This is a genomic window from Cupriavidus sp. H18C2 (genome assembly GCF_049393795.1).
GTDB lineage: Bacteria > Pseudomonadota > Gammaproteobacteria > Burkholderiales > Burkholderiaceae > Cupriavidus > Cupriavidus pauculus_C.
Window position 1 is genome coordinate 2962582 of sequence record NZ_CP186010.1, and the last position, 24972, is coordinate 2987553.

24 protein-coding genes are annotated in these 24972 nt (G+C 68.4%); 13 read left to right on the plus strand and 11 right to left on the minus strand.

Annotated elements, in window-relative coordinates; translation table 11 throughout:
• Window position 1 precedes the first annotated feature (1 nt).
• Entirely contained in the window at window positions 2-823 is an 822-nt protein-coding gene (gene panB, locus EPAKOI_RS13420) for a 3-methyl-2-oxobutanoate hydroxymethyltransferase (protein WP_423192402.1), read from the plus strand.
• A 485-nt stretch (window positions 824-1308) separates the two neighbouring features.
• Here the strand turns inward: panB and EPAKOI_RS13425 are convergent, their stop codons facing one another.
• The 4 genes from EPAKOI_RS13425 to EPAKOI_RS13440 all read right to left on the minus strand — a co-directional run bounded on the left by EPAKOI_RS13425 (window position 1309) and on the right by EPAKOI_RS13440 (window position 7266).
• Window positions 1309-3219 (minus strand): chorismate-binding protein, encoded by a 1911-nt coding sequence (locus EPAKOI_RS13425; protein ID WP_423192403.1) that lies wholly within the window; start codon window positions 3217-3219, stop codon window positions 1309-1311.
• A gap of 60 nt (window positions 3220-3279) precedes the next feature.
• On the minus strand, window positions 3280-4419 hold the full coding sequence (gene dnaJ / locus EPAKOI_RS13430; RefSeq protein WP_124683332.1) for a molecular chaperone DnaJ: 1140 nt from the start codon (window positions 4417-4419) through the stop codon (window positions 3280-3282).
• A gap of 173 nt (window positions 4420-4592) precedes the next feature.
• Window positions 4593-6539 (minus strand): molecular chaperone DnaK, encoded by a 1947-nt coding sequence (gene dnaK / locus EPAKOI_RS13435; RefSeq protein WP_124683331.1) that lies wholly within the window; start codon window positions 6537-6539, stop codon window positions 4593-4595.
• A 166-nt stretch (window positions 6540-6705) separates the two neighbouring features.
• Window positions 6706-7266, minus strand: coding sequence for a cob(I)yrinic acid a,c-diamide adenosyltransferase (locus tag EPAKOI_RS13440; protein WP_124685038.1), 561 nt, complete (start codon window positions 7264-7266; stop codon window positions 6706-6708).
• Between the two features lie 209 nt (window positions 7267-7475).
• On the opposite strand from EPAKOI_RS13440, the gene EPAKOI_RS13445 reads away from it, so the two are divergent.
• The 10 genes from EPAKOI_RS13445 to EPAKOI_RS13490 all read left to right on the plus strand — a co-directional run bounded on the left by EPAKOI_RS13445 (window position 7476) and on the right by EPAKOI_RS13490 (window position 17445).
• Window positions 7476-8894, plus strand: coding sequence for an FAD-binding oxidoreductase (locus tag EPAKOI_RS13445; protein WP_423192404.1), 1419 nt, complete (start codon window positions 7476-7478; stop codon window positions 8892-8894).
• 9 nt (window positions 8895-8903) lie between these two features.
• Window positions 8904-9794 carry a LysR substrate-binding domain-containing protein gene (locus tag EPAKOI_RS13450; RefSeq protein WP_124683329.1) on the plus strand — a complete coding sequence of 297 codons (891 nt, stop codon included), beginning with the start codon at window positions 8904-8906 and terminating at the stop codon, window positions 9792-9794.
• A gap of 203 nt (window positions 9795-9997) precedes the next feature.
• Entirely contained in the window at window positions 9998-11500 is a 1503-nt protein-coding gene (locus EPAKOI_RS13455) for an FAD-linked oxidase C-terminal domain-containing protein (protein WP_313835291.1), read from the plus strand.
• A gap of 56 nt (window positions 11501-11556) precedes the next feature.
• Window positions 11557-12483 (plus strand): ion transporter, encoded by a 927-nt coding sequence (locus EPAKOI_RS13460; RefSeq protein ID WP_423192405.1) that lies wholly within the window; start codon window positions 11557-11559, stop codon window positions 12481-12483.
• Between the two features lie 39 nt (window positions 12484-12522).
• Complete coding sequence (gene glcE, locus EPAKOI_RS13465) at window positions 12523-13626, plus strand: glycolate oxidase subunit GlcE (RefSeq protein WP_313835292.1); 1104 nt, start codon at window positions 12523-12525, stop codon at window positions 13624-13626.
• 33 nt (window positions 13627-13659) lie between these two features.
• The gene (glcF, locus tag EPAKOI_RS13470) at window positions 13660-14922 is read left to right on the plus strand and encodes a glycolate oxidase subunit GlcF (RefSeq protein WP_423192406.1); all 1263 of its coding nucleotides are present in this window, start codon (window positions 13660-13662) and stop codon (window positions 14920-14922) included.
• 222 nt (window positions 14923-15144) lie between these two features.
• Window positions 15145-15519: a CidA/LrgA family protein gene (locus EPAKOI_RS13475; protein WP_124683324.1), complete on the plus strand. Its 375-nt coding sequence runs from the start codon at window positions 15145-15147 to the stop codon at window positions 15517-15519.
• Window positions 15516-16241: an LrgB family protein gene (locus tag EPAKOI_RS13480; protein WP_124683323.1), complete on the plus strand. Its 726-nt coding sequence runs from the start codon at window positions 15516-15518 to the stop codon at window positions 16239-16241. The genes EPAKOI_RS13475 and EPAKOI_RS13480 overlap by 4 nt, the downstream gene beginning before the upstream one ends.
• An 84-nt stretch (window positions 16242-16325) precedes the next feature.
• Entirely contained in the window at window positions 16326-16739 is a 414-nt protein-coding gene (locus tag EPAKOI_RS13485) for a VOC family protein (protein WP_124683322.1), read from the plus strand.
• A 13-nt stretch (window positions 16740-16752) separates the two neighbouring features.
• Window positions 16753-17445 (plus strand): YafY family protein, encoded by a 693-nt coding sequence (locus EPAKOI_RS13490; RefSeq protein ID WP_313835294.1) that lies wholly within the window; start codon window positions 16753-16755, stop codon window positions 17443-17445.
• Window positions 17446-17479: 34 nt separating this feature from the next.
• Here the strand turns inward: EPAKOI_RS13490 and EPAKOI_RS13495 are convergent, their stop codons facing one another.
• The 3 genes from EPAKOI_RS13495 to EPAKOI_RS13505 are packed head-to-tail and all read right to left on the minus strand — an operon-like array spanning window position 17480 to window position 20222.
• On the minus strand, window positions 17480-17974 hold the full coding sequence (locus EPAKOI_RS13495) for a glutathione peroxidase (RefSeq protein ID WP_124683320.1): 495 nt from the start codon (window positions 17972-17974) through the stop codon (window positions 17480-17482).
• A 55-nt stretch (window positions 17975-18029) separates the two neighbouring features.
• Window positions 18030-19169 carry a PilT/PilU family type 4a pilus ATPase gene (locus tag EPAKOI_RS13500; protein ID WP_124683319.1) on the minus strand — a complete coding sequence of 380 codons (1140 nt, stop codon included), beginning with the start codon at window positions 19167-19169 and terminating at the stop codon, window positions 18030-18032.
• Between the two features lie 9 nt (window positions 19170-19178).
• Window positions 19179-20222 carry a type IV pilus twitching motility protein PilT gene (locus EPAKOI_RS13505; protein ID WP_124683318.1) on the minus strand — a complete coding sequence of 348 codons (1044 nt, stop codon included), beginning with the start codon at window positions 20220-20222 and terminating at the stop codon, window positions 19179-19181.
• A gap of 109 nt (window positions 20223-20331) precedes the next feature.
• On the opposite strand from EPAKOI_RS13505, the gene EPAKOI_RS13510 reads away from it, so the two are divergent.
• Window positions 20332-21021 carry a YggS family pyridoxal phosphate-dependent enzyme gene (locus EPAKOI_RS13510; protein WP_124683317.1) on the plus strand — a complete coding sequence of 230 codons (690 nt, stop codon included), beginning with the start codon at window positions 20332-20334 and terminating at the stop codon, window positions 21019-21021.
• Between the two features lie 77 nt (window positions 21022-21098).
• Window positions 21099-21917: a pyrroline-5-carboxylate reductase gene (gene proC / locus EPAKOI_RS13515; RefSeq protein WP_423192407.1), complete on the plus strand. Its 819-nt coding sequence runs from the start codon at window positions 21099-21101 to the stop codon at window positions 21915-21917.
• Window positions 21918-22001: 84 nt separating this feature from the next.
• Here the strand turns inward: proC and ubiA are convergent, their stop codons facing one another.
• The 4 genes from ubiA to EPAKOI_RS13535 all read right to left on the minus strand — a co-directional run bounded on the left by ubiA (window position 22002) and on the right by EPAKOI_RS13535 (window position 24926).
• Window positions 22002-22886, minus strand: coding sequence for a 4-hydroxybenzoate octaprenyltransferase (gene ubiA / locus EPAKOI_RS13520; protein ID WP_124683315.1), 885 nt, complete (start codon window positions 22884-22886; stop codon window positions 22002-22004).
• Window positions 22887-22984: 98 nt separating this feature from the next.
• Window positions 22985-23470 (minus strand): Dps family protein, encoded by a 486-nt coding sequence (locus tag EPAKOI_RS13525; RefSeq protein WP_124683314.1) that lies wholly within the window; start codon window positions 23468-23470, stop codon window positions 22985-22987.
• Between the two features lie 84 nt (window positions 23471-23554).
• Window positions 23555-23740 carry a hypothetical protein gene (locus EPAKOI_RS13530; protein WP_124683313.1) on the minus strand — a complete coding sequence of 62 codons (186 nt, stop codon included), beginning with the start codon at window positions 23738-23740 and terminating at the stop codon, window positions 23555-23557.
• 229 nt (window positions 23741-23969) lie between these two features.
• The gene (locus EPAKOI_RS13535; RefSeq protein WP_313835298.1) at window positions 23970-24926 is read right to left on the minus strand and encodes a LysR substrate-binding domain-containing protein; all 957 of its coding nucleotides are present in this window, start codon (window positions 24924-24926) and stop codon (window positions 23970-23972) included.
• Window positions 24927-24972 lie beyond the last annotated feature (46 nt).

Genomic DNA, 24972 nt, shown 5'->3' on the forward strand with positions numbered 1-24972 from the left:
CATGAGTTACCTCCTCGATCCCTCCCGCAAGACCGTCACGATCCCCCGGCTGCAGGCCATGCGCGACGCGGGCGACAAGATCGCCATGCTGACCGCCTACGACTCCAGCTTCGCCGCGCTGCTCGACTACTGCGGCGTGGAGATGATCCTGGTCGGCGATTCGCTGGGCAACGTGATGCAGGGCCAGCAGACCACGCTGCCCGTCACGCTGGAGCACATGGCCTACCACACCGAATGCGTGGCGCGCGGCAACCAGACCGCGCTGCTGGTGACGGACCTGCCGTTCGGCACCTATCCCACGCCCGAGAAGGCGTTCGAGAGCGCCGCCACGCTGATGCGCGCCGGCGCGCAGATGGTCAAGCTCGAAGGCGGCGAATGGCTGGCGCCCGTCGTGAAGTTCCTGGTCGAGCGCAGCATCCCGGTCTGCGCCCACATCGGCCTGACGCCGCAGTCCGTGCACGCGTTCGGCGGCTTCAAGGTGCAGGGCAAGACCGAGGCCGGCGCCGCGCAACTGAAGCGCGACGCGCAAGCCCTGGAAGCGGCCGGCGCGCAGGTCATCCTGATGGAAGCCGTCCCCGCCAAGCTGGCCGGCGAAGTCACCGCGCTGCTGAAGGTGCCCACCATCGGCATCGGCGCCGGCGTGGACTGCTCGGGCCAGGTGCTGGTGCTGCAGGACATGCTGAACATCTACCCCGGCCGCAAGGCCAAGTTCGTCCGCAACTTCATGGAAGGCCAGACCTCGATCGAGGCCGCCGTCCGGGCCTACGTGACCGCCGTGAAGGACAGCAGCTTCCCGGCGGAAGAACATACGTTTTCGGCTTGAGCGACGGCTCCGGCCAGCCGTGATGGCTCGCTTGGTTTGGCTCCCCTCTCCCCCGCGCGTGAAGCAAGCCGCGCGCAAACGTAATGCCGTAGCTTGGTTTGGCTCCCCTCTCCCGCCTGCGGGAGAGGGGCTGGGGGTGAGGGCCGGCGCTTGAACGACCAGACGGGCGTCTCGCGGCTTGACCCGCTGGCCCTCTCCCCCGACCCCTCTCCCGCGCGCGGGAGAGGGGAGAAAACCGTGGGCTACGGCACGGGCAATGCCGGGGGCGTTGCTCCCATCTCCCCCGCGCGTGGAGTAAGCCGGGCCCAAACGTAATGCCGTAGCTTGGTTTGGCTCCCCTCTCCCTCCTGCGGGAGAGGGGCTGGGGGTGAGGGCCGGCGCTTGAACGACCACGGGCGTCTCGCAGGTTGAGCCGCTGGCCCTCTCCCGCGACCTCTCTCCCGCGCGCGGGAGAGGGGAGAAAACCCCGCGGGACTACGGCCTCGTCAATCCCGCTGGCGTCGCACCCTCGCCCGCATCACGCCGCGCAGTGCATTGCCGATGGCTACCGACTCGGCGCGCAACACAATGTCCCGTGTCACCGGCGCCTCTTTCACCGGGCCGTCAATTGCCGCATCTCCTTCCTCGATCACCGCGGCCCGCATCACGCCGGGCAGGATATCGGCCGACAGCGGCGGGGTCAGCCATTGCCCGTCGACCTTGACGAACACCGACGAGCGCCCGCCTTCCAGCAGTTCGCCGCGTGTGTTGAAGAACAGGCGGTCGAATGCGCCGGCCTGCTCGGCGGCCTGCCAGCCCTGGTCGAAGGTGGCGCGTGCGCTGTGCTTGTGGCGCCGCAGCGGATCTGCCACCGGCAGCGGCGTGTCCCCCAGTTCGACGACCACCTCGCCCGATGGCAGCGGGGCCAGCGCGCCGCTGGCGAACGTGACCCCGCCCTGCTTGTCGATTGCCATCCGCAGGCGCCAGTCGCCATCGCCAAGCCGGCCGGCTTCGGCCTGCAGCGCCGCGCGCACGGCGGGCAGGTCGATGGCGAAGCCGAACGCGTGGCACGAGCCCGCGATGCGGGCCAGGTGCCGCTCGCGGTGCCGGACCACCCCGTCGCGCGCGTGCATGGTCTCGAACAGCGTGAAGCCCGGATCGTGGGCCGTCAGGAAGCGCGCCTTCCAGCCGCACTCGGCGAATTCGTCGTCGGCCACGCTGTCGTGGACGATGCCGCCGCCCACGCCCATTTCGCCGCGCCGCAGGCCGTCGTCGGCCACCGGCCCCAGCACCAGCGTGCGGATGGCGACGGACAGCCCGAACGCGCCCAGCGTCTGCGCATCGCGCGGGGCGTCGAGCCAGCCGATGGCGCCGGTGTAGAGCCCGCGCGGCGACGGCTCCAGTTCGGCGATGATCTGCATGGTCCGCCGCTTCGGCGCGCCGGTGATCGACCCGCACGGAAACAGCGCCTGCATGGTCGCCCCGAACGACGTGGCCGGCCGCGCGGTGGCGGTGACCGTCGACGTCATCTGCAGCACCCGGCCGAACGGTTCGACGATGAAGCGCGCCGGCACCTGGACGCTGCCCGGCACGGCCAGCCGCCCGAGGTCGTTGCGGAGCAGGTCGACGATCATCACGTTCTCGGCCCGGTTCTTCGGATCGGCGGCCAGCACCCTTGCCGACCGGGCGTCGGCGTCGGCATAGCCGGTGCGCGGGGCCGTGCCCTTCATCGGCCGGGCCACCAGATGCCCGTCGCCATCGTGCGCGACGAACAGTTCCGGCGACAGCGACAGCACCCAGCCATCGCCGGGCAGCCGGGCCAGCGCGCCGAACGGCACCGGCTGGGCCGCGCGCAGCGCCGCGTAGAACGCCACCGGGTCGCCGAACGCCTGGAAGCGCAGCCGCTGCGTGAAGTTGACCTGGTAGGTGTCGCCGGCCGCGATATAGGCGTGGATGCGCGCGATGGCGTCGGCGTACTGCTGGCGCGACAAGTTGCCGGCCACGCCGAGCACGCCGGCCGGGCCGGGCTGGCGGCGCGCGTCCAGCCAGGCCGCCACCGCGCCGGCGTCGAGCCGCGCCAGCGACCGGAACCACATCAGCCGCAGCGCGCCATCGTGGAACGGCAGCGCCGTGTCGACGTGCACCGGCGCGTCGACCAGATGGCCACCGTACTCGTAGGGCGCGAACAGCGCGACGTGCAGGCCGGCCTGCCAGCCCTGCGCCAGCAGCGCGTCCAGCGTGGCGGGGTCGGTGCCGGCCGCCAGCACGTCCTGGCGCGCGAAGCCGGTGTACAGGCGCGACGCGGCCACGCCGGGCGCGTGGGCGTCATCGAGAAGGACGAAAGGATCGGAAAAGTCGGACAAGGCGCGGGCGTGGTGGGTTGTGCGGCGGCGTGCGGGCCATCCTGCACCAACCATACATAAAAAAACCGGCCACGTTGCGCACGTAGCCGGTTTCAGTTTCCAGCCGCCGCCGGATCAGCTGAAGAAGCTCTTCACCTTGTCCAGCCAGGATTGCTCCTGCGGGCTGTGGCGCGAGCCGCCTTCGTGAACCGAGCGGTCGAACTGGCGCAGCAGTTCCTTCTGGGCGTCGGTCAGCTTGACCGGCGTCTCCACGAGCACATGGACGTAGAGGTCGCCAGGATAGCCCGAGCGCACGCCCTTGATGCCCTTGCCGCGCAGCCGGAACGTCTTGCCGGCCTGCGTGCCCTCGGGCACCGGGAAGCTGGCCTTGCCGCCCAGCGTCGGCACTTCCAGCTCGCCGCCCAGCGCCGCCGTGGCGAACGAGATCGGCATCTGGCAGTGCAGGTCGTCGCCGTCGCGCTCGAACACCTCGTGCGGCTTGATGTGCACTTCGACGTAGAGGTCGCCCGGCGGCCCGCCGTTGATGCCCGGCTCGCCGTTGCCCGACGAGCGGATGCGCATGCCTTCGTCGATCCCGGCCGGGATCTTGACCTCCAGCGTCTTCTGCGACTTCAGCTTGCCTTGGCCGTGGCACTTGGTGCACGGCTTGGGGATGAACTTGCCGCTGCCGTGGCACTTCGGGCAGGTCTGCTGCATCGTGAAGAAGCCCTGCGACACGCGCACCTGGCCGATGCCGTTGCAGGTCGGGCAGGTTTCCACCGACGACCCCGGCTCGGCGCCCTTGCCGTGGCAGTGGTCGCAGTCGTCCCAGTGCGGCACGCGGATCTGCGCCTCGTGGCCGTGCGCGGCCTGCTCCAGCGAGATTTCCATGCTGTAGCGCAGGTCGGCGCCGCGATACGCCTGCGGGCCGTTGCCCCGGCGGCCACCGGCGGCCGCCTGGCCGAAGATGTCGCCAAAGATGTCGCCGAATGCCTCGGCAAAGCCACCGCCGCCAAACCCGCCGGCACCGAATCCGCCGGCCATGTTCGGGTCCACGCCGGCGTGGCCATACTGGTCGTAGGCCGCCTTCTTCTCGGGGTCGGAAAGCATCTCGTAGGCTTCCTTGACCTCCTTGAATTTTTCCTCGGCTTCCTTGTTGTCCGGATTGCGGTCCGGATGGAATTTCATCGCGAGCTTGCGATAAGCCTTCTTGATCTCGTCGTCGCTCGCGTTCTTGCCTACCCCGAGCACTTCGTAGTAGTCACGTTTTGCCATGGTGGCTCATACCTGATTGGCCCGGCGGGTCTGGAAAACCCCGCCGCGCGATAAGCAAAAAAGCCGAGCGCGGTGTCCGACCGTGGTTTGCACCGCAAGTCAGACCACCGTCGCCCGGCGTGGGGGGCGGGCGACGGCGCCGGCATCACCTGGCGCCGCCGCCCCCGTCCCGCTTACTTCTTGTCGTTCACTTCCTTGAATTCGGCATCCACGACGTTGTCGTCCTGCGGCTGGGCCTGCTGCTGCGCGCCCGCGCCACCGGCCGCGCCCGCGGCGCCGGCTTCGCCAGCCTTGGCCTGCATCTCGGCGTAGACCTTCTCGCCCAGCTTCTGGCTGGCTTCGGACAGCGCCGCCACCTTGGCGTCGATCTCGGCCTTGTCGCCGCCGCGTGCGGCGTCTTCCAGTTCCTTGATCGCCGTTTCGATCTTTTCCTTCTCGCCGGCCTCCAGCTTGTCGCCATGCTCGGTCACGGCCTTGCGGGTCGAGTGGATCAGCGCGTCGGCCTGGTTGCGGGCGTCAGCCAGCTCGCGGGCCTTCTTGTCTTCCTCGGCGTTGGCCTCGGCGTCCTTGACCATGCGCTGGATCTCGTCTTCCGACAGGCCCGAGTTCGCCTTGATCGTGATGCGGTTTTCCTTGCCGGTGGCCTTGTCCTTGGCGCCCACGTGCAGGATGCCGTTCGCGTCGATGTCGAACGAGACCTCGATCTGCGGCGTGCCGCGCGGCGACGGCGGAATGCCTTCCAGGTTGAACTCGCCCAGCAGCTTGTTGCCGCTGGCCATCTCGCGCTCGCCCTGGAACACCTTGATCGTCACGGCCGGCTGGTTGTCGTCGGCGGTGGAGAACACCTGGGCATGCTTGGTCGGGATGGTCGTGTTCTTGCTGATCATCTTGGTCATCACGCCGCCCAGCGTCTCGATGCCCAGCGACAGCGGCGTCACGTCCAGCAGCAGCACGTCGGTACGGTCGCCCGACAGCACCGAGCCCTGGATGGCGGCACCCACGGCCACGGCTTCGTCCGGGTTCACGTCCTTGCGGGCTTCCTTGCCGAAGAACTCGCGCACCTGCTCCTGCACCTTGGGCATGCGGGTCATGCCGCCCACCAGGATCACGTCGTCGATGTCGCTGACCTTGACGCCGGCGTCCTTGATCGCGGTGCGGCACGGGTCGATCGTGCGCGAGATCAGGTCTTCCACCAGCGCTTCGAGCTTGGCGCGCGTGATCTTCAGGTTCAGGTGCTTCGGGCCCGAGGCGTCGGCCGTGATGTACGGCAGGTTGATCTCGGTCTGCTGCGAGCTCGACAGCTCGATCTTGGCCTTCTCGGCGGCTTCCTTCAGGCGCTGCAGGGCCAGCACGTCCTTCGACAGGTCGACGCCCTGTTCCTTCTTGAACTCGCCGATGATGTAGTCGATGATCCGCTGGTCGAAGTCCTCGCCGCCCAGGAACGTGTCGCCGTTGGTCGACAGCACCTCGAACTGCTTCTCGCCGTCCACGTCGGCGATCTCGATGATCGAGATGTCGAACGTGCCGCCGCCCAGGTCATAGACGGCGATCTTGCGGTCGCCCTTCTCGTTCTTGTCCATGCCGAACGCCAGCGCGGCCGCGGTCGGCTCGTTGATGATGCGCTTGACGTCCAGGCCGGCGATGCGGCCGGCGTCCTTGGTGGCCTGGCGCTGGGAATCGTTGAAGTACGCCGGCACCGTGATCACGGCCTCGGTCACCGGCTCGCCCAGGTAGTCCTCGGCGGTCTTCTTCATCTTGCGCAGCACTTCGGCGGACACCTGCGGCGGGGCCAGCTTCTGGTCGCGCACACCCACCCATGCGTCGCCGTTGTCGGCCTTGACGATGGCGTACGGCATCAGGCCGATGTCCTTCTGGACTTCCTTTTCCTCGAACTTGCGGCCGATCAGGCGCTTCACGGCGTACAGCGTGTTGCGCGGGTTCGTGACGGCCTGGCGCTTGGCGGGCGCGCCCACCAGGATCTCGCCGTCTTCCATGTAGGCGATGATCGACGGCGTCGTGCGGGCGCCTTCCGAGTTCTCGATGACCTTCGGCGTGTTGCCTTCCAGCACCGACACGCAGCTATTGGTGGTACCGAGGTCGATACCGATGATCTTACCCATAGTGTTCTCTCCTTATTCGCCCTGTCTCTCATCAGGGGCTTGCATACTCGACTGAGGGCGAAATGTGGCCGTCCCGGGCCATTTCAAGGGCGAAATCGGCAATGCCGAGTAAATTTCTCGGTTTTTGGCCGTCTGCGCCCGCCCTCGGATGAATGTTACGTATAAATTACTTTTCGGGATGCCGGGTGCGCTGCCAGAGCACGTCGCTGCCGCCGCCGGCGCGGTTCAGCACGCGGGCCAGCACGAACAGCAGGTCCGAGAGCCGGTTCAGGTACTGGCGCGGCGCCTCGTTGAGCGCTTCGGCGGCGCCCAGCTCCACCAGCGAGCGCTCGGCGCGGCGCGCCACGGTGCGGCAGACGTGGGCCTGGGCGGCAGCGCGGCTGCCGCCGGGCAGGATGAATTCGGCCAGCCGCGGCAGGCTGGCGTTGTAGTGGTCCAGCCAGGCGTCGAGCTGGGCCACCTGGGGCGGCTGGAGCAGCGTGTAGCCGGGGATCGACAGCTCGCCGCCCAGGTCGAACAGGTCGTGCTGGATATGGAGCAGCGCGTCGCGCACGTCGTCGGGCAGGCCCGGCTCGGTCAGCAGCAGGCCGAGATGGGAATTCAGCTCGTCGACGTCGCCGATGGCGGCGATGCGCAGGCTGTTCTTGCCCACGCGGCTGCCGTCGCCCAGGCCGGTGGTGCCGGCGTCGCCGGTGCGCGTGGCAATCTTGGACAGGCGGTTGCCCATGCCGGTCTCCTTGGTCAATGAGGGTGTGTCCGGGGCCGAGCGGCCCGGTCAAGCGGCGCAATTATGGCCTGCTTCCGGCCCGGGCTGGCCGTTTATCGGCCCGGTGACGGCAAAAGCCCACCGATCCGGGGGCGCGCGCGGCGTAGGCCGGTCGTAGAATAGCGGCATTCGACTGCATACAGCGCCATACGGCCCGCCCGGAGACCCGCATGAACCACCCCACACCTGCCGCCGCCCTGGCGCGCCGTCCGTTCCCGTCCGCGCTGGCCGACGCCCTGTCGGCCCGCTTTGCCGAGCGGTTCTCCACCTCGGCCGGCGTGCGCGACCATCACGGCCGCGACGAGTCGCCGTTTCCGCCCGCGCTGCCTGACGCCGTGGTCTTTGCCCAGACCACCGAGGAAGTGGCCGACGTGGCGCGGCTGTGCAACGCCCACGGCGTGCCGCTGATTCCCTACGGCGCCGGGTCGTCGCTGGAAGGCCACCTGCTGGCCGTGGCCGGCGGCGTCAGCCTGGACCTGTCCCAGATGAACCGCGTGCTGGCCGTGCACCCCGAGGACCTGACCGTCACGGTCCAGCCCGGCGTGACGCGCAAGCAGCTCAACCAGGAGATCAAGGACACCGGGCTGTTCTTCCCGATCGATCCGGGCGCCGATGCGTCGCTGGGCGGCATGTGCGCCACCCGGGCATCGGGCACCAACGCCGTGCGCTACGGCACCATGCGCGAGAACGTGCTGGCGCTGACCGTGGTGACGGCCGACGGCCGCGTGATCCGCACCGGCACCCAGGCGCGCAAGTCGTCGGCCGGCTACGACCTGACGCGCCTGTTCATCGGCAGCGAGGGCACGCTGGGCATCATCACCGAGGTCACCGTGCGCCTGTATCCGCAGCCGGAGGCCATCTCGGCGGCCGTCTGCGCGTTCCCAAGCATGGGCGACGCCGTGCGCGCGACCATCCAGACCATCCAGCTGGGCGTGCCGGTGGCCCGCGTGGAGTTTGTCGATGCGCTGGCCATCCGCGCGATCAACCGGCACGACAACCTGACGCTGCCCGAAACCCCGCACCTGTTCTTCGAATTCCACGGCACCGAGGCCGGCGTGCGCGAGCAGGCCGAGACCGTGCAGGAAATCGTCGCCGAGCACGGCGGCCAGGGCTTCGAATGGGCCACCCGCCCCGAAGACCGCTCGCGGCTCTGGAACGCGCGCCACACGGCCTACTTCGCCATGCTGCAGCTCAAGCCGGGCTGCCGCGCGGTAACCACCGACGTCTGCGTGCCGATCTCGCGCCTGGCCGACTGCGTGACCGAGACCGAGCGCGACCTGAACGCGTCGTCGCTGCCCTGCCCCATCGTCGGCCACGTCGGCGACGGCAATTTCCACGTGGCGATCCTGGTGGACACGGCCCGGCCCGAGGAAATGGCCGAGGCCGAGGCGATCAACCGCCGCATCGTCGAACGGGCGCTGTCGATGGGCGGCACCTGCACCGGCGAGCACGGCGTGGGGCTGCACAAGATGGGCTTCCTCGTGCAGGAGCATGGCGAGGACGCGCTGGACCTGATGCGGGCGATCAAGGACGCGCTCGATCCGAACCACATCCTGAACCCGGGCAAGATCTTCAGCGCCACGCGCTGAGCCACGGCCATGGCATCGGTTTTCCAACGTGTGCCGCCGCTGCACCTGCTGATCGCGTTCGAATCGGCGGCGCGGCTGGGCAGCTTTGCCCGCGCGGCCGAGGAGCTGTCGGTCACGCCCAGCGCGGTGTCGCACCGGATCAAGAACCTTGAGGAGCTGTGGGGCGAGGACCTGTTCGTGCGTTCCAACGCCGCGCTGCGGCTGACCGCCGCCGGCACGCGCTACCAGCGCAACGTGCAGGACGCGCTGAAGTCGCTCAACGAACTGGCCCGGCCCGAGTACAACAAGCTGCGCACGCGGCTGCGGGTGGCCATCCCGCCCACGTTCGGCCGCCAGCACCTGGTGCCGCGCCTGCCCGAATTCAGCGCGCTGTACCCGCATATCGACCTGGAGCTGCACCTGGCGGTGCCGTTCCTGGACGTCAAGGCCGAGGACACCGACATCGAGATCCGCTACGGCACGGGCCGCTACCCGGACCTGAAGACCACGCGGCTGCTGGTGGAGCAGGTGTTTCCGGCCTGCGGGCGGGAATACTACGAACGGGTGAACGGCTTCGCGGTGACCAAGCCCGAGGACCTGCACAACCTGACGCTGCTGCGCAGCCCGCTGGAGCCATGGCGGCCGTGGTTCGAGACCGCCGGGCTGGACTGGCCCGAGCCGCAGACCGGCGCCCAGTTCAACGACATCGGGCTGATGCTGGAAGCGATCGTCTCGAACCAGGGCGTGGGGCTGGTGCGGCAGCGCATGGCGCGGCAGTGGCTGGCGGCGGGCCAGATGGTCAAGCTGCTGGATATCGAGTCGGTGTCGCCGCACGGCTATTACATCGTGGAGCGCGAACAGGCGCCGCTGATGCCCGAGGCGCGCTACTTCATCGACTGGCTGCTCGGGCTGGACTGGTAGCGTCCGAGCCACTACGCTGGAATCGTCCCCCGGCCCGCGGCGGCCAGCATGAACCATTTTGATCGGGTTGCCATGCCGAATTCACGTGCGCCGGGGCCCGCCTGGCGAGGGGCCTGCGCTATAGTCTGCCGTCCCGGCCGTGCACTGGCGCTTCGCGTGTCAATCCCGTGCGCGGCGCCCTGTCCGTCACAGGAGTTGCTGCCATGAACGCCCCGCAAGACGCCCACCCCGTCGCGGAAGTATCCGCCGAGTCGCGCCGCGCCACGCTGCTGGCCCGGCTTGCGGCCATCCTGCCCGCGTCCGCCGTGCTGTGGAAGGCCGAGGACACCATTCCCTACGAGTGCGATGGCCTGGCCGCCTACCGCCAGGTGCCCGACGCCGTGGTGCTGCCCGACACCGAGGACCAGGTCTGCGCCGTGCTGCGGCTGTGCCACGAACTGGGCGTGCCCGTGGTGCCGCGCGGGTCGGGCACGAGCCTGTCTGGCGGCGCCATGCCGATTGCCGGCGGGCTGGTGCTGTCGCTGGCCAAGTTCAAGCGCATCGTGTCGGTCGATCCGTACGCGCGCACGGCCGTGGTCCAGCCCGGCGTGCGCAACCTGGCAATCTCCGAGGCCGCCGCGCCGCACAATCTCTATTACGCGCCCGATCCGTCGTCGCAGATCGCCTGCTCCATCGGCGGCAACGTGGCCGAGAACTCGGGCGGCGTCCACTGCCTGAAGTACGGCCTGACCGTCCACAACGTGCTGCGCGTGCGCGCCGTGACGATGGAGGGCGACGTCGTGGTGTTCGGCTCGGAGGCGCCGGATTCGCCCGGGCTGGACCTGCTGGCCACCGTGATCGGCTCCGAGGGCATGCTGGCCGTGGTCACCGAGGTCACCGTGCGGCTGGTGCCCAAGCCCCAGCTTGCGCAGGTCATCATGGCCAGCTTCGACGATGTGGAAAAAGGCGGCAACGCCGTGGCCGACGTGATCGCGGCCGGCATCATCCCGGCCGGCCTGGAGATGATGGACCGCCCCGCCACGGCCGCCGTGGAGGAATTCGTCAAGGCCGGCTACGACCTGGACGCAGCCGCCATCCTGCTCTGCGAGTCCGACGGCACGCCAGAGGAAGTGGCCGAGGAGATCGGCCGGATGAGCGAGGTGCTGCGCGCGTCGGGCGCCACGCGGATCACCGTGTCGCAGAACGAGGCCGAGCGGCTGCGCTTCTGGAGCGGCCGCAAGAACGCGTTCCCGGCGGCGGGCCGGATCTCGCCCGACTACTACTGCATGGACGGCACGATCCCGCGCAAGCACATCGGCACGCTGCTCAAGCGCATCGAGCAGATGGAGCACAAGTACGGCTTGCGATGCATCAACGTGTTCCACGCCGGCGATGGCAACATGCATCCCCTGATCCTGTTCGATGGCGGCGACGTGGACGAGTGGCACCGCGCCGAGCTGTTCGGCTCCGACATCCTTGAGACCTGCGTGGAGCTGGGCGGCACCGTGACCGGCGAGCACGGCGTGGGGGTGGAAAAGCTGAACTCGATGTGCGTGCAGTTCTCGCGCGAGGAATGCGAGGCGTTCTTCGGCGTGAAGGCGGCCTTCGACCCCGCGCGGCTGCTCAACCCGGACAAGGCCATCCCCACGCTCGCGCGCTGCGCCGAATACGGCAAGATGCACGTCAGGCGCGGCCTGCTGCCGCACCCGGACCTGCCGCGCTTCTGACCGGCGCGTGGCAACGGGATCGGCGCGCCGCCTTTTCCGAAATCCGACCGTCCGATATGCCGAACCGCAACCTCAACGCCCTGAACCGCCAACGCCTGGGCCAGCCCGAATCCGGCTGGCGCCAGCGCTGGTACACGATCATCTTCGAAGCCGACACGCGCCAGGGGCGCCTGTTCGACGAAGTGCTGCTGGTGGCCATCGTCGCCAGCGTGCTGGTGGTGATGCTGGACAGCACGCCGTCCATCCACGCGCGCTTTGGCACGCTGTTCACGGTGCTGGAATGGATGTTCACGCTGCTGTTCACGGCCGAGTACTGCATGCGGCTGGCCGTGGTACGGCGCCCGCTGCGCTACGCGCTGAGCTTCTACGGCATCATCGACTTCATCTCGATCATGCCCACCTGGGCGTCGTTCTTCGTGCCGGAGCTGGCGTTCCTGATCGACGTGCGGCTGCTGCGGCTGCTGCGCGTGTTCCGGATCCTGAAGCTGACCGTCTACTTCGAGGAAGCCGAGATCCTGGCCCGGGCGCTGTCCAACAGCCGCCGCAAGATCTTCGTGTTCCTGGGCACCGTGTTCATCATCACCGTGATCCTGGGCACCGTGATGTACGTGGTGGAAGGCCCCGAGAACGGCTTCACGAGCATTCCGCTCAGCATGTACTGGGCCATCGTGACGCTGACCACCACGGGCTTTGGCGACATCGTGCCGCGCACGCCCGTGGGCCAGTTCATCACGTCGCTGACGATCCTGCTGGGCTACGGGATCATCGCCTTCCCGACCGGCATCGTCGGCGCCGAGCTGGCCGCCAGCATCATCAAGCGGCCACTGACCACGCGCAGTTGCGAGCACTGCCTGACCGAGGGACACGAGCCCGGCGCCCGCTTCTGCAAGCACTGCGGCACCGAGCTGCCCGAGTACCAGTCCGACTCGAAGCTCGAAGGCGCGATCGACAACGCACCGGGCGCCCGGCCGCCCGACCGGTGACGCCCCGCCCCCCATTCCGACAACGATAACCACGTCCCCATGCAAGCCACTCTCGACGCCTTCCGCGATGCGATCCGCCAGGCCCGCGACAGCCGCACGCCGCTGCGCCTGCGCGGCGGCGGCAGCAAGGATTTCTACGGCCAGGCCCTGTCCGGCACGGTGCTGGACACGCGTGCCTACCGCGGCATCGTCGACTACGATCCGGCCGAACTGGTGATCACGGCGCGCTGCGGCACGCCGCTGGCCGAGATCGAGGACACGCTGGCCGGTCATCGGCAGATGCTGGCCTTCGAGCCGCCGCACTTTGCCGCGCCGGGCCAGGGCAGCAGCGCCACGCTGGGCGGCGCGGTGGCGGCGGGGCTGTCCGGGCCGCGCCGCCAGGCAGTGGGGGCGCTGCGCGATTTCGTGCTCGGCGCCCAGTTGATGGACGGCCAGGGCGAGATCCTGAACTTCGGCGGGCAGGTGATGAAGAACGTGGCCGGCTACGACGTGTCGCGGCTGCTGGCCGGGTCGCTGGGCACGCTGGGGCTGATCACCGAGGTGTCGCTGAAGGTGCTGCCGGTGCCGTTCGACGACGCCACGCTGCGCTTTGGCATGGCGCAGGCGGAAGCCATCGACCAGCTCAACAAGTGGGGCGGCAAGCCGCTACCGATTGCGGCGTCGGCGTGGCATGACGGGGTGCTGCACGTGCGGCTGTCCGGCGCCACGGCGGCCGTGCGCGCCGCGCGCGAGAGCCTGGGCGGCGAGACGGTGGATGCCAGCCACGGCGCCCAGCTCTGGGCGGCGCTGCGCGAGCAGACCCACCCGTTCTTCACGCCGGCGCGCGAGGCCGGCCACGCGCTGTGGCGCATTGCCGTGCCGACGGTGACGCCGCCGCTGGACCTGCCCGGCGGCACGCTGGTGGAATGGGGCGGCGGCCAGCGCTGGTGGCTGGCGCCGGATGCCAGCGCGGCATCGGCCGACCACGTGCGCGCCATCGCCCAGGCCGCCGGCGGCCACGCCACGCTGTTCCGCAACGGCGACAAGGCCGTGGGCGTCTTCACGCCGCTGGCCGCGCCGCTGGCCGCCATCCACAAGCGGCTCAAGGCCAGCTTCGACCCGGCGGGCATTTTCAACCCGCAGCGCCTCTACCCCGGCCTCTGATCGCGCCCCGCGCCAACATCACGATCCCCCACCATGCAAACCACCCTGGCCGAATTCCTGCGCAATACCCCCGAGGGCGAAGAGGCGAAGTCCATCGTCGGCAAATGCGTGCACTGCGGCTTCTGCACGGCCACCTGCCCCACGTACCAGTTGCTGGGCGACGAGCTGGACGGCCCGCGCGGGCGCATCTACCTGATGAAACAGGTGCTGGAAGGCAACCCGGTGACGGAAAGCACGCGCGTGCACCTGGACCGCTGCCTGACCTGCCGCAACTGCGAATCCACCTGCCCGTCGGGCGTGACGTACGGGCGGCTGGTCGACATCGGCCGGCAGCTCGTTGACAACCGGCTGGCCGAACAGGGCGTGCAGCGCCCGGCGGGCCAGCGCATTGCCCGATGGCTGCTGCGCGAGGGGCTGACGCGGCCGGCGCTGTTTGGCCCGGCGCTGAAGCTCGGCCAGGTGGTGCGCCCGCTGCTGCCGCAGGCGCTGCGCAACAAGGTGCCGGCCCATCCCACCCCGCCCGGCACGTGGCCGCGCACCGAGCATCCGCGCAAGATGTTGTTGCTCGACGGTTGTGTGCAGCCCGCCATGTCGCCCAACATCAATGCCGCCACGGCCCGGGTGCTCGACAAGCTGGGCGTGCAACTGGTGGTGGCGCCCCAGGCCGGCTGCTGTGGCGCCATCCGCTTCCACACGAGCGATCATGCCGGCGGGCTGGACAACATGCGCGCCAACATCGACGCATGGTGGCCGCATATCGAGGCCGGCGCGGAGGCCATCGTCATGACCGCGTCCGGCTGCGGCGCGATGGTCAAGGATTACGGCCACCTGCTGCGCAACGACCCGCGCTACGCGGAGAAGGCGGCCCGGGTGTCGGCACTGACGCGCGACCTGTCCGAACTGCTGCCCGACTTTGCCGACGACCTGCACCGGCTGGCCGGCGCCGTGCCGCGCGACGGCCGCCGCGTGGCGTGGCATCCGCCCTGCACGCTCCAGCACGGCCAGCAGATCCGCGGCAAGGTGGAGGCGCTGCTGACCCGCCTGGGCGTGGACGTGCGGCTCTGCGCCGACAGCCACCTGTGCTGCGGATCGGCGGGCACGTACTCCGTGCTGCAGCCGGAGCTGTCATACCGGCTGCGCGACGACAAGCTCGACAAGCTCCAGGCCACGTCGCCCGATTCCATCGTCACGGCCAACATCGGCTGCATCACGCACCTGCAGAGCGGCACGGAAACGCCGGTGATGCACTGGGTGGAACTGGTGGACCGGATGATGGCCGGCGTGGCGGTGGGGTGAAGTAGTCCCGATGTTGTCTCCCCTCTCCCGCATTGTGGGAGAGGGGCCGGGGGAGAGGGCAAGGCGGTTCAACCAGCCGCCGCGGCATCCCGGCACGCCGGCCCTCATCCCAAACCCCTCTGCCGCTGGCGGAAGTGAGGAGCTAATCCGGGGCTGCCGACACCCTTGCACGCGGCTTGTACGGGAGTACCATGTCGGCACTTCGGTTCCCAAGCTGCCCCCATGCTTCAGACTTTCGCGATCCTGCTGGTCTTCCAGACCGTGGGCGAGGTGATCAGCTACGCGCTGCGCCTGCCCGTGCCCGGTCCGGTGATCGGCATGCTGCTCCTGTTTGGCTGGCTCGTCTTCGACAACCGGCTGCTGCCCGTGATCCAGGGGTCGGCCAGCGAGCTGCTCAAGCACCTGTCGCTGCTGTTCGTGCCGGCCGGGGTGGGCATCATGGTCCATGCCAACCGCATTGGCAGCGAGTGGATGCCGATCGTCATCGCACTGGTGCTCTCCACGTGGATCGCCATCGCCGTCACGGCGCTGGTCACGCGGGCGCTGATGCGCAAGCCGCCCCGGGAAGCCCCGGCCGACGCGGGAGCGCAGCCATGATGTCGCCGCGTCTCAATGAGATCTGGGTGTACCTGGCCGCCAGCCCGCTGATCGGGCTTACGGCCACGCTGATCGCCTACGTATTCGCGTTCCGCATCTACGAGCGGGCGAAGTTCTCGCCGCTGGCCAATCCGGTCATGATCTCGGTGGCCATCCTCGTCACCGTGCTGACCGTCACGGGCACGCCGTACAAGACCTATTTCGACGGCGCCCAGTTCGTCCACTTCCTGCTCGGGCCGGCTACCGTGGCGCTGGCGGTGCCGCTGTACACCCAGCTACCGAAGCTGCGCAGCAACGTGCTGCCGCTGCTGGTGGGGCTGCTGGCGGGGTCGGTGGCGGCGGTGGTGTCGGCGGTCGGCATCGCCTACCTGCTGGGCGCGTCGCCGGAGGTGGTTCGCTCGCTGGCGCCGAAGTCGGTGACGATCCCGATCGCGATGGGCGTGTCCGAAAAGATCGGCGGGCTGCCGTCGCTGACGGCCGTGCTGGTGATGGCCACCGGCATCATCGGCGCGGTCAGCGCCACCGGGCTGCTGAATCTGCTGCGCGTGCGCGACTACACGGTGCGCGGCTTTGCCACCGGGGTGGCGGCGCACGGCATCGGCACGGCGCGGGCGTTCCAGGTCAGCCAGGAGGCCGGCGCGTTCTCGGCGCTGGGCATGGGCCTGAACGGCGTGCTGACCGCCATCCTGGTCCCCGTGATGGCCGCCTGGATGCCGCGCTGAGGCCCCTGACAGGCTCCTGACAGCACGCTGTCAGGAGGCGCCGCGCATCATCCGGTCTCCCCAACGACGATGAGGAGCGCCACCATGGCCCAACCATCCAATGCCCTGGTCAACTGGCTCGAAATTCCGGTGACCGACATGCAGCGCGCGATCCAGTTCTACGAGGCGGTGTTCGAGCATCCGCTGCGCCGCGAGACCCTTGGCGACGAGGAGCTTGCGGTGTTCACCCATGTCGATGGCGGCGCGCTGGTGCGCGGCGACCAGTACCGCTCCAGCGCGTTCTACGGGCCGGTGCCGTACCTGAACGCGCCGCAGCTGGACGACATGCTGGCCCGCGTGGCCTACGCCGGCGGCCGGACCGTGCGCGGGCCGGTGCAGCTACCCGACAACATGGGCCGCTACGCCCACATCACCGACAGCGAAGGCAACCGGATCGGCCTGCACGAGCCGGCCACGATGCCGCAAGCGCAGCCGGCCGAGACCGCCGCCGCCTACTGACCCGCCATCCGCCATGAGCCGACGCGCCGACCGCCTCTTCCAGATCGTGCAGGTCCTGCGGGGCCGCCGCCTGACCACGGCGGCGCTGCTGGCCCAGCGGCTGGGCGTTTCCGAGCGGACGGTCTATCGCGATATCCAGGCGCTGTCGCTGTCCGGCGTGCCCGTCGAGGGCGAGGCCGGCATCGGCTATCGGCTGCGGCCCGACTACGACGTGCCGCCGCTGATGTTCACGTCGCTGGAGGTAGAGGCGATGGTGGCCGGCCTGCGCCTGCTCAAGGCGTGGGGCGGCGGCGCGCTGGCCGCCGCGGCCGAGCCGTCGCTGGAAAAGCTGATGGGCGCGCTGCCGCCGCAGCGCCGGCTGGCCGCCCAGCAGAGCCGGATCTTTGCGCCCGAGTACGTGAACCAGCCGGCCGTGCGCGACGCGTTCGACATCGTCCACACGGCCATCGGCGCGCAGCGGCTGCTGCAGATCGATTACCGCGACGCGCAGCAGCGCGACACCGTGCGCGTGGTGCAGCCGCTGGGACTGTTCTTCTGGGGCAATGTCTGGCTCGTGGCGGCGTGGTGCACGGCGCGCGAGGACTACCGCAGCTTCCGGCTCGACCGCTGCCGCCAGCTCACCATGCTGGCCGAGCACTTCCAGGAAACGTCCGACCGCTCGCTCAACGGCTTCCTGCGGGCGGTCAGCAACGATTGCCACGGCTGACCGTGGCGGTGGCGGCGATACAGGGCTGAGGCGCTCAGGCGCCCGGGTCGCTCAGCAGCGTCTCGATGTCGGCGCGGATTTCGTCGGGCTTGGTCGTCGGCGCGTAGCGCTTGAAGATCGTGCCGTCGCGGCGCAGTAGGAACTTGGTGAAATTCCACTTGATCGCCTGGGTCCCCAGCAGGCCCGGCTTCTCGGAGGTCAGCCACTTGTAGAGCGGGTGGGCGTCGGCGCCGTTCACGTCGATCTTGGCGAACATCGGGAACGTGACGTGGAAGCGCGACTCGCAGAACGCGCCGATCTGCTCGGCATCGCCAGGCTCCTGCTTGCCGAACTGGTTGCACGGAAAGCCCAGCACGTCGAAACCGCGCGTCTGGTAGGCGTCCTGCAGCGCCTGCAGCCCCGCGTACTGCGGCGTGAACCCGCACTCGCTCGCCGTGTTGACGATCAGCAGCACCTTGCCGCGGAAGTCGGCCAGCGGCACCGGCTGGCCCGCCAGCGAGCTGGCTTCGAACTGGTAGACGTTTTGCATCGTCGGTCTCCTGGTGGGGATGGGCGCAAGGATACCGCGCCCGGCTCCCGGCGCGTCAGATCACGTTCAGGTGCTCGGTGCCGGCGCCCAGGTCCGCGTCGCGGTGCCGCGTGCTGTGCAGCTTGATCATCAGGCGCAGGTCGTTCAGCGAGTCGGCGTTCTTGAGCGCGTCCTCGTACGTGATCTTGTCGGCCTCGTACAGCTCGAACAGCGCCTGGTCGAACGAGATCATGCCCTGCTCGCGCGATTTCTTGATGACTTCCTTGAGCTCGTGGATCTCGCCCTTGAAGATCAGGTCGGCCACCAGCGGCGTGCCGATCATGATCTCCACGGCCGGCACGCGGCCCTTGCGGCCGGCGCGCGGCAGCAGCCGCTGCGAGATCATCGCCTTCAGGTTCAGCGACAGGTCGATCAGCAACTGCTGGCGCTTTTCCTCGGGGAAGAAGTTGACGATCCGGTCGATGGCCTGGTTGGCGTTGTTCGCGTGCAGCGTGGCCAGGCACAGGTGGCCCGTCTCGGCGTACTGCATCGCGTACTCCATGGTCTCGCGGTCGCGGATTTCGCCGATCAGGATCACGTCGGGCGCCTGGCGCAGCGTGTTCTTGAGCGCGATGTGCCATGACTCAGTGTCGATGCCCACCTCGCGCTGCGTGACGATGCAGTTCTGGTGCGCGTGCACGTACTCGATCGGGTCCTCGATCGTGATGATGTGGCCGTACGAGTGCGCGTTGCGGTGGTCCAGCATCGCCGCCAGCGACGTCGACTTGCCCGACCCCGTGGCGCCGGTGACGATCACCAGGCCGCGCTTGGACATGACGATGTCATGCAGCGACGGCGGCAGGTCCAGGTCCTCCACCGACGGGATGCGCGTGTTGATCGTCCGCACCACCATGCCGGCCCGGCCCTGCTGGATGAACGCCGATACGCGGAACCGCCCGGCGTTGGGCGCCGTGATGGCGAAGTTGCACTCGCGCGTGTCGTCGAACTCCTTCACCTGGCGCTCGTTCATGATCGATCGCACCAGCCCCAGGGCCTGCGTCGGGTTCAGCGGCTGCTGCGACACCGGCGTGATCTTGCCGTCCACCTTGATCGCGGGCGGGAATTCCGACGTGATGAACAGGTCCGAGCCGCGGTTGTTCACCATCAGCTCCAGCAGGTCGTTGATGTACTTCGATGCGCTTTCGCGGTCTAGCATGCTGGCTCCTTATCCCATGAAGGCGTCAGGATTCTTGGCAATCGCCCGCGCGTCGTTGTAGTTGATCATGCCGCGCTTGATCAGGTCGCTCAGGCACTGGTCCAGCGTCTGCATGCCCAGGCCGCTGGACGTCTGCATCATCGAGTACATCTGGGCGATCTTGTTCTCGCGGATCAGGTGCCTGATGGCCGGCGTGGCGATCATGATCTCGTGCGCGGCGGTCCGGCCGTTGCCGTCGCGCGTCTTGAGCAGCGTCTGCGAGATGACCGCTTCCAGCGATTCGGACAGCATCGTGCGGACCATGTCCTTTTCCTCGGGCGGAAACACGTCCACGACCCGGTCGATGGTCTTGGCCGCCGAGCTGGTGTGCAGCGTGGCAAAGACAAGGTGGCCCGTTTCCGCGGCGGTCAGCGCCAGGCGGATGGTTTCCAGGTCGCGCAGTTCGCCCACCAGGATCACGTCCGGATCCTCGCGCAGCGCCGAGCGCAGCGCGTTGGCGAACGAGTGCGTGTGCGGCCCGAGCTCGCGCTGGTTGATCAGGCTTTTCTTGGAGTTGTGGACGAATTCGATCGGGTCCTCCACCGTGAGGATGTGGCCCATGTCGTTGTCGTTGCGGTGGTCCACCATCGCCGCCAGCGTGGTCGACTTGCCCGAGCCCGTGGGCCCGGTCACCAGCACCAGCCCGCGCGGCTTCATGCACAGGTCGGCAAACACGGCCGGCGCGTGCAGGTCGTCGAGCGTCAGTACCTTGGAGGGAATCGTCCGGAACACGGCCGCGGCGCCGCGCTGGGTGTTGTAGGCGTTGACCCGGAAGCGGGACAGCCCGGCGATCTCGAAAGAGAAATCGACCTCCAGCCGCTCTTCGTAGGATTTGCGCTGCACGTCGCTCATGATGTCGTACACCATGGCGTGGACGTCCTTGTGCGTCATGGCCGCGACGTTGATGCGGCGCATGTCCCCGTGAATACGCACCATCGGCGGCATGTCTGCCGAGAGGTGAAGATCGGAAGCCTTGTTCTTGACCGCGAAGGCCAGAAGCTGTGCGATGTCCATCTATAATGACCCCACCCTGAACAGGCCCTGGCGGTACACCGTTTGCCGGGCCTTTACCGGTTTATTGTTGTACTTCTGTTTGTACTTCTTGGAATTATTCCGCTGGATTATGTCTGTAATCGCCGCCAACTTGCAAGCCGTGAACCATGACATCGCGGCGGCCGCACAACAAGCCGGCAGGGCGCCCTCCGACGTCATGCTGCTGGCGGTTTCCAAGACTGTTTCGGCGGCCCGGGTGCGCGAGGCGGTGGCGGCCGGGCAGCGGGCATTTGGCGAGAATTACGTCCAGGAAGGGGTGGAAAAGATTGCCGCGCTGGACGACCTGCGCGGCCAGCTCCAGTGGCATTTCATCGGCCCCCTGCAGAGCAACAAGACGCGCCCGGTGGCCGAGCAGTTCGATTGGGTACATGCGATCGACCGGCTGCGGATTGCCGAGCGGCTGTCGGCCCAGCGGCCGGCCGGGCTGCCGCCGCTGCAGGTCTGCATCCAGGTCAATATCAGCGACGAGGACACCAAGAGCGGCGTGGCGCCGGCCGAGGTGCCCGCACTGGCGCAGGCTATCGCCCAACTGCCGAACCTGCGCCTGCGCGGGCTGATGGCCATCCCGGCGCCGGCGTCGGACCCCGCCGCCCAGCGCCAGCCGTTTGCCGCGCTGCGCGGGCTGCTTGACCAACTGCGCCAATCCGGGCTAAACGTGGACACGCTGTCGATGGGCATGTCCGCCGACATGGACGCGGCCATTGCCGAAGGCGCCACGCTGGTGCGCATCGGCACCGCCATCTTCGGCGCGCGGCAGTAGCACGCCGCCAGCCCCCCGACACCGCACCACGCACCACGCCGGTCGACACGCTTCGCACCGGCCTACCAGGAAACTTCATGCTCGATTCCCTTACCTTCGGCTTCCTTGGCGGCGGCAACATGGCCGCCGCCCTGATCGGCGGCCTGGTGGCCCGTGGCGTGCCCGCCGGCGCGATCCGCGTGGTCGACCCGTCCGCCGACGTGCGCCAGCGCCTGGCCCAGACCGGCGTGCAGGCCATGGCGGCGCCCGACGCCACCTTTGGCGCCAGCGACGTGATCGTGCTGGCCGTCAAGCCGCAGCATTTCCGCGACGCCATCGCGCCGCTGGTGCCGCTGCTGGCCGACAACCTCGTCATCAGCGTGGCGGCCGGCATCCGGCTGCAGGACATGGCCCGCTGGCTCGGCCGCAGCCGGCTGGTGCGCGCCATGCCCAACACCCCGGCGCTGGCCGGCATGGGCATGACCGGGCTGGCCGCCGCGCCGGGCCTGGCCGAGCGCGACCGGGCCATCGCCACGGCGGTGGCCGAGGCCGTGGGCCAGTGCGTCTGGGTCGATGGCGACGACCAGATCGACGCCGTCACGGCCATCTCCGGCAGCGGCCCGGCCTACGTGTTCTATTTCGTCGAAGCGATGGAGCGCGCGGCCAGGGAGCTGGGGCTGTCGGCCGAGCAGGGCCGCAAGCTGGCCGTCGAGACATTCCGCGGCGCCGCCGCGCTGGCCGCCGAATCGCCCGAGCCGGTGTCACTGCTGCGCGAGCGCGTGACCTCGAAGGGCGGCACCACCTACGCCGCCCTGACCGCCATGGACGCCGGCGGCATCGCCGAAGCCTTCGTCAAGGCCATGCATGCCGCCGCGGCGCGGGGCAAGGAAATGGGCGCGGAGTTTGGGAAGGATTGAAGGTTGGGGGCGTAGTCTGAAGCCCGCAGGTTTTTCCCCTCTCCCGCCTTGCGGGATAGGGGAGCAAACAAACGCGACCCTGCCCTACTTCACCAGATACGCCGCCAGCGTGCCCCCAAACACGCACGCGCCGAGCCAGTTGTTGTGGCGGAATGCGGCGAAGCATTGCATGCGGTCGCGGTTGCGGATCAGCGTGTAGTGGTAGCCGGCCATCGCGGCTGCCGCGGCCAGGCCGGCGTAGTAGGGCCAGCCCAGGTCCAGCAGCGCGCCCGCCCAGGCCATCAGCCCCAGGAATGCCGCGTAGCAGATCATGATCGCGGCCACGTCGAAACGGCCGAACGTGATGGCCGACGTCTTCATGCCCAGCAGCAGGTCGTCGTCGCGGTCGACCATCGCGTAGGCGGTGTCGTACGCCACGGCCCAGAACACGTTGGCCAGCAGCATCAGCCACGCCACGAACGGCACCTGCGCCTGGATGGCGGCAAACGCCATCGGGATGCCAAACCCGAACGCGATGCCCAGGTACGCCTGCGGGATCGCAAAGAAGCGCTTGAAGAACGGATACGTGCCGGCCAGCACCGCCGCCACCACGGCCAGCCACTTGGTCAGCCCGTTCAGCGGCAGGATCAGCGCGAACGCCACCAGTGCCAGCACGGCCGCCACGGCCAGCGCCTCCCAACTGGCGATCAGCCCGGCGGTCAGCGGCCGCTCGCGGGTGCGCTTGACGTGGCGGTCGAAGTCGCGGTCCGCCCAGTCGTTGATGGCGCAGCCGGCCGAGCGCATCAGGAACGTGCCGGCAAAGAAAATGCAGAAGATCTGCCACGTCGGCGGGCCTTCCGCTGCCATCCACAGCGCCCAGAGCGTGGGCCACAGCAGCAGCAGCGTGCCGATCGGCTTGTCGATGCGTACCAGCCGCGCGTAGAGCGCGAGGCGGCCTGGATGGTGGGGAGCGGCGGACGGATGGGACATGGCGGAGGCGGACTTCAGGAAATACCAAGCAAAAACGCGCCTCGGCACGGGTCCGAGGCGCGTTGTACCGGTTCAACCGGTGACGGGCATGACGGGGATCAGGCCAGCAGCGAGCGCAGCATCCACGCGGTCTTCTCGTGCGTCTGCATGCGCTGGGTCAGCAGGTCGGCCGACGGCTCGTCGCCGGCTGCGTCGATGACCGGGAACAGCGAGCGCGCGGTGCGCACCACGGCTTCCTGGCCTTCCACGAGCTTGCGGATCATGTCCGTGGCCTCGGGCACACCCTCTTCCTCGGCGATCGACGACAGCTTGGCGAATTCGCGATAGGTGCCCGGTGCCGGGTAGCCCAGCGCGCGAATCCGCTCGGCGATCGAGTCCACAGCCAGCGCCAGTTCGGTGTACTGGGTCTCGAACATCGTATGCAGCGTGTTGAACATGGGACCCGTCACGTTCCAGTGGAAGTTGTGGGTCTTGAGATAGAGGGTGTAGGTGTCGGCCAGCAGCTTGCTCAGGCCTTCCGCGATCTTCTTGCGGTCCTTGTCCGAAATACCGATGTTCACGCTCATCTCATTCTTCTTTGCCATTTTTCTCAGCTCCATTCTTGGTCAGGCCACGAGGATCGACCGCCCGCGCATGGCGGACGAACAGCGGCCATTATCGTATCAGGTTCAAGTCACAAGGACGGACAGCCCGCGGGCCGCGTCCATGAACATGACCATCGCGCCCAGCGCCACGACGGCCATGCCGATTTCCTTGCGGACCACCTTGCGGCGCAGCCGCGCGGTATCGCCTGCCTTGCCCGCCTGCGCGCGCAGTTGCCGGAATTCGCTGACGAACAGCCCGAGCATTGCCATGATGATTCTCCTGAGTCCATGGGGGCTGCCGTCATGTCCGCCTGGCATGCGTGCAACCGATGGACGAAGTGTAGTCATCGGCTATGAATGTGACTATTTGATACTTTTTAACTATGGGATAGTCCGGGACTATGTCCGGGTCGTGAACAGGGTTTTGGTGCAGGGGCCGCGGACGGCAAAACGGCAGGGTCGCCCCTGCCGTTCTCGCATGTGCGAAGCCTGGCGCGTATCAGGCGGCCACGGCCTCGACGGGTTCCGCGTCGCCGATCTTGCGCACGCCCGGCAGGTCGCAGGCGGCCACGGCATTGGCCAGCGCCTCCATGGCGGGCAGCCGGGTGAAGCTCTTGCGCCAAGCCAGCACCACGCGGCGATCGGGCACCGGATCGGCAAACGGCACGTACGACAGCATGTCGTTGCGCGGCTTCAGGTCCGGCACCGACGTGCGCGGCAGCACGGTAATACCGACGCCGCTGGCCACCATGTGGCGGATGGTTTCGAGCGACGAGCCCTCGAAGGTCTTCTGGATGCCGTCCGCGGCCTGCGAGAACCGCGACAGCTCCGGGCAGACGCCGAGCACGTGGTCGCGGAAGCAGTGGCCGCTGCCCAGCAGCAGCATGGTCTGCTGCTTGAGTTCGTCCGGATCGACCATGGCCTGCTCGGCCAGCTTGTGGCCGCGCGGCACGGCTACTACGAACGGCTCGTCGTAGAGCGGCCGGACGGTCAGGCCCGAATCGGGAAACGGCTCGGCCATGATCGCGCAGTCGATCTCGCCCTGCTTGAGCAGCTCGATCAGCTTGTTCGTATAGTTTTCCTGCAGCATCAGCGGCATCTGCGGGACGGTGTCGATCATCTGCTTGACCAGCGCCGGCAGCAGGTACGGCCCGATCGTGTAGATCACGCCCACGCGCAGCGGGCCGGCCAGCGGGTCCTTGCCCTGCTTGGCGATTTCACGAATCGCCATGGTCTGCTCCAGCACGCGCTGGGCCTGGGCGACGATCTGCTCGCCGATGGCGGTCACCGATACCTCCGAGGTGCCGCGCTCGAAAATCTGCACGGTCAGCTCGTCTTCCAGCTTCTTGATGGCGACCGACAGCGTCGGCTGCGATACGAAGCACGCCTCGGCCGCCCGGCCGAAATGGCGCTCGCGCGCTACGGCAACGATGTACTTGAGTTCGGTGAGCGTCATGATTAATCAAATCTGGTTAGGCGATAGATTTTAACTTCGAATCCGC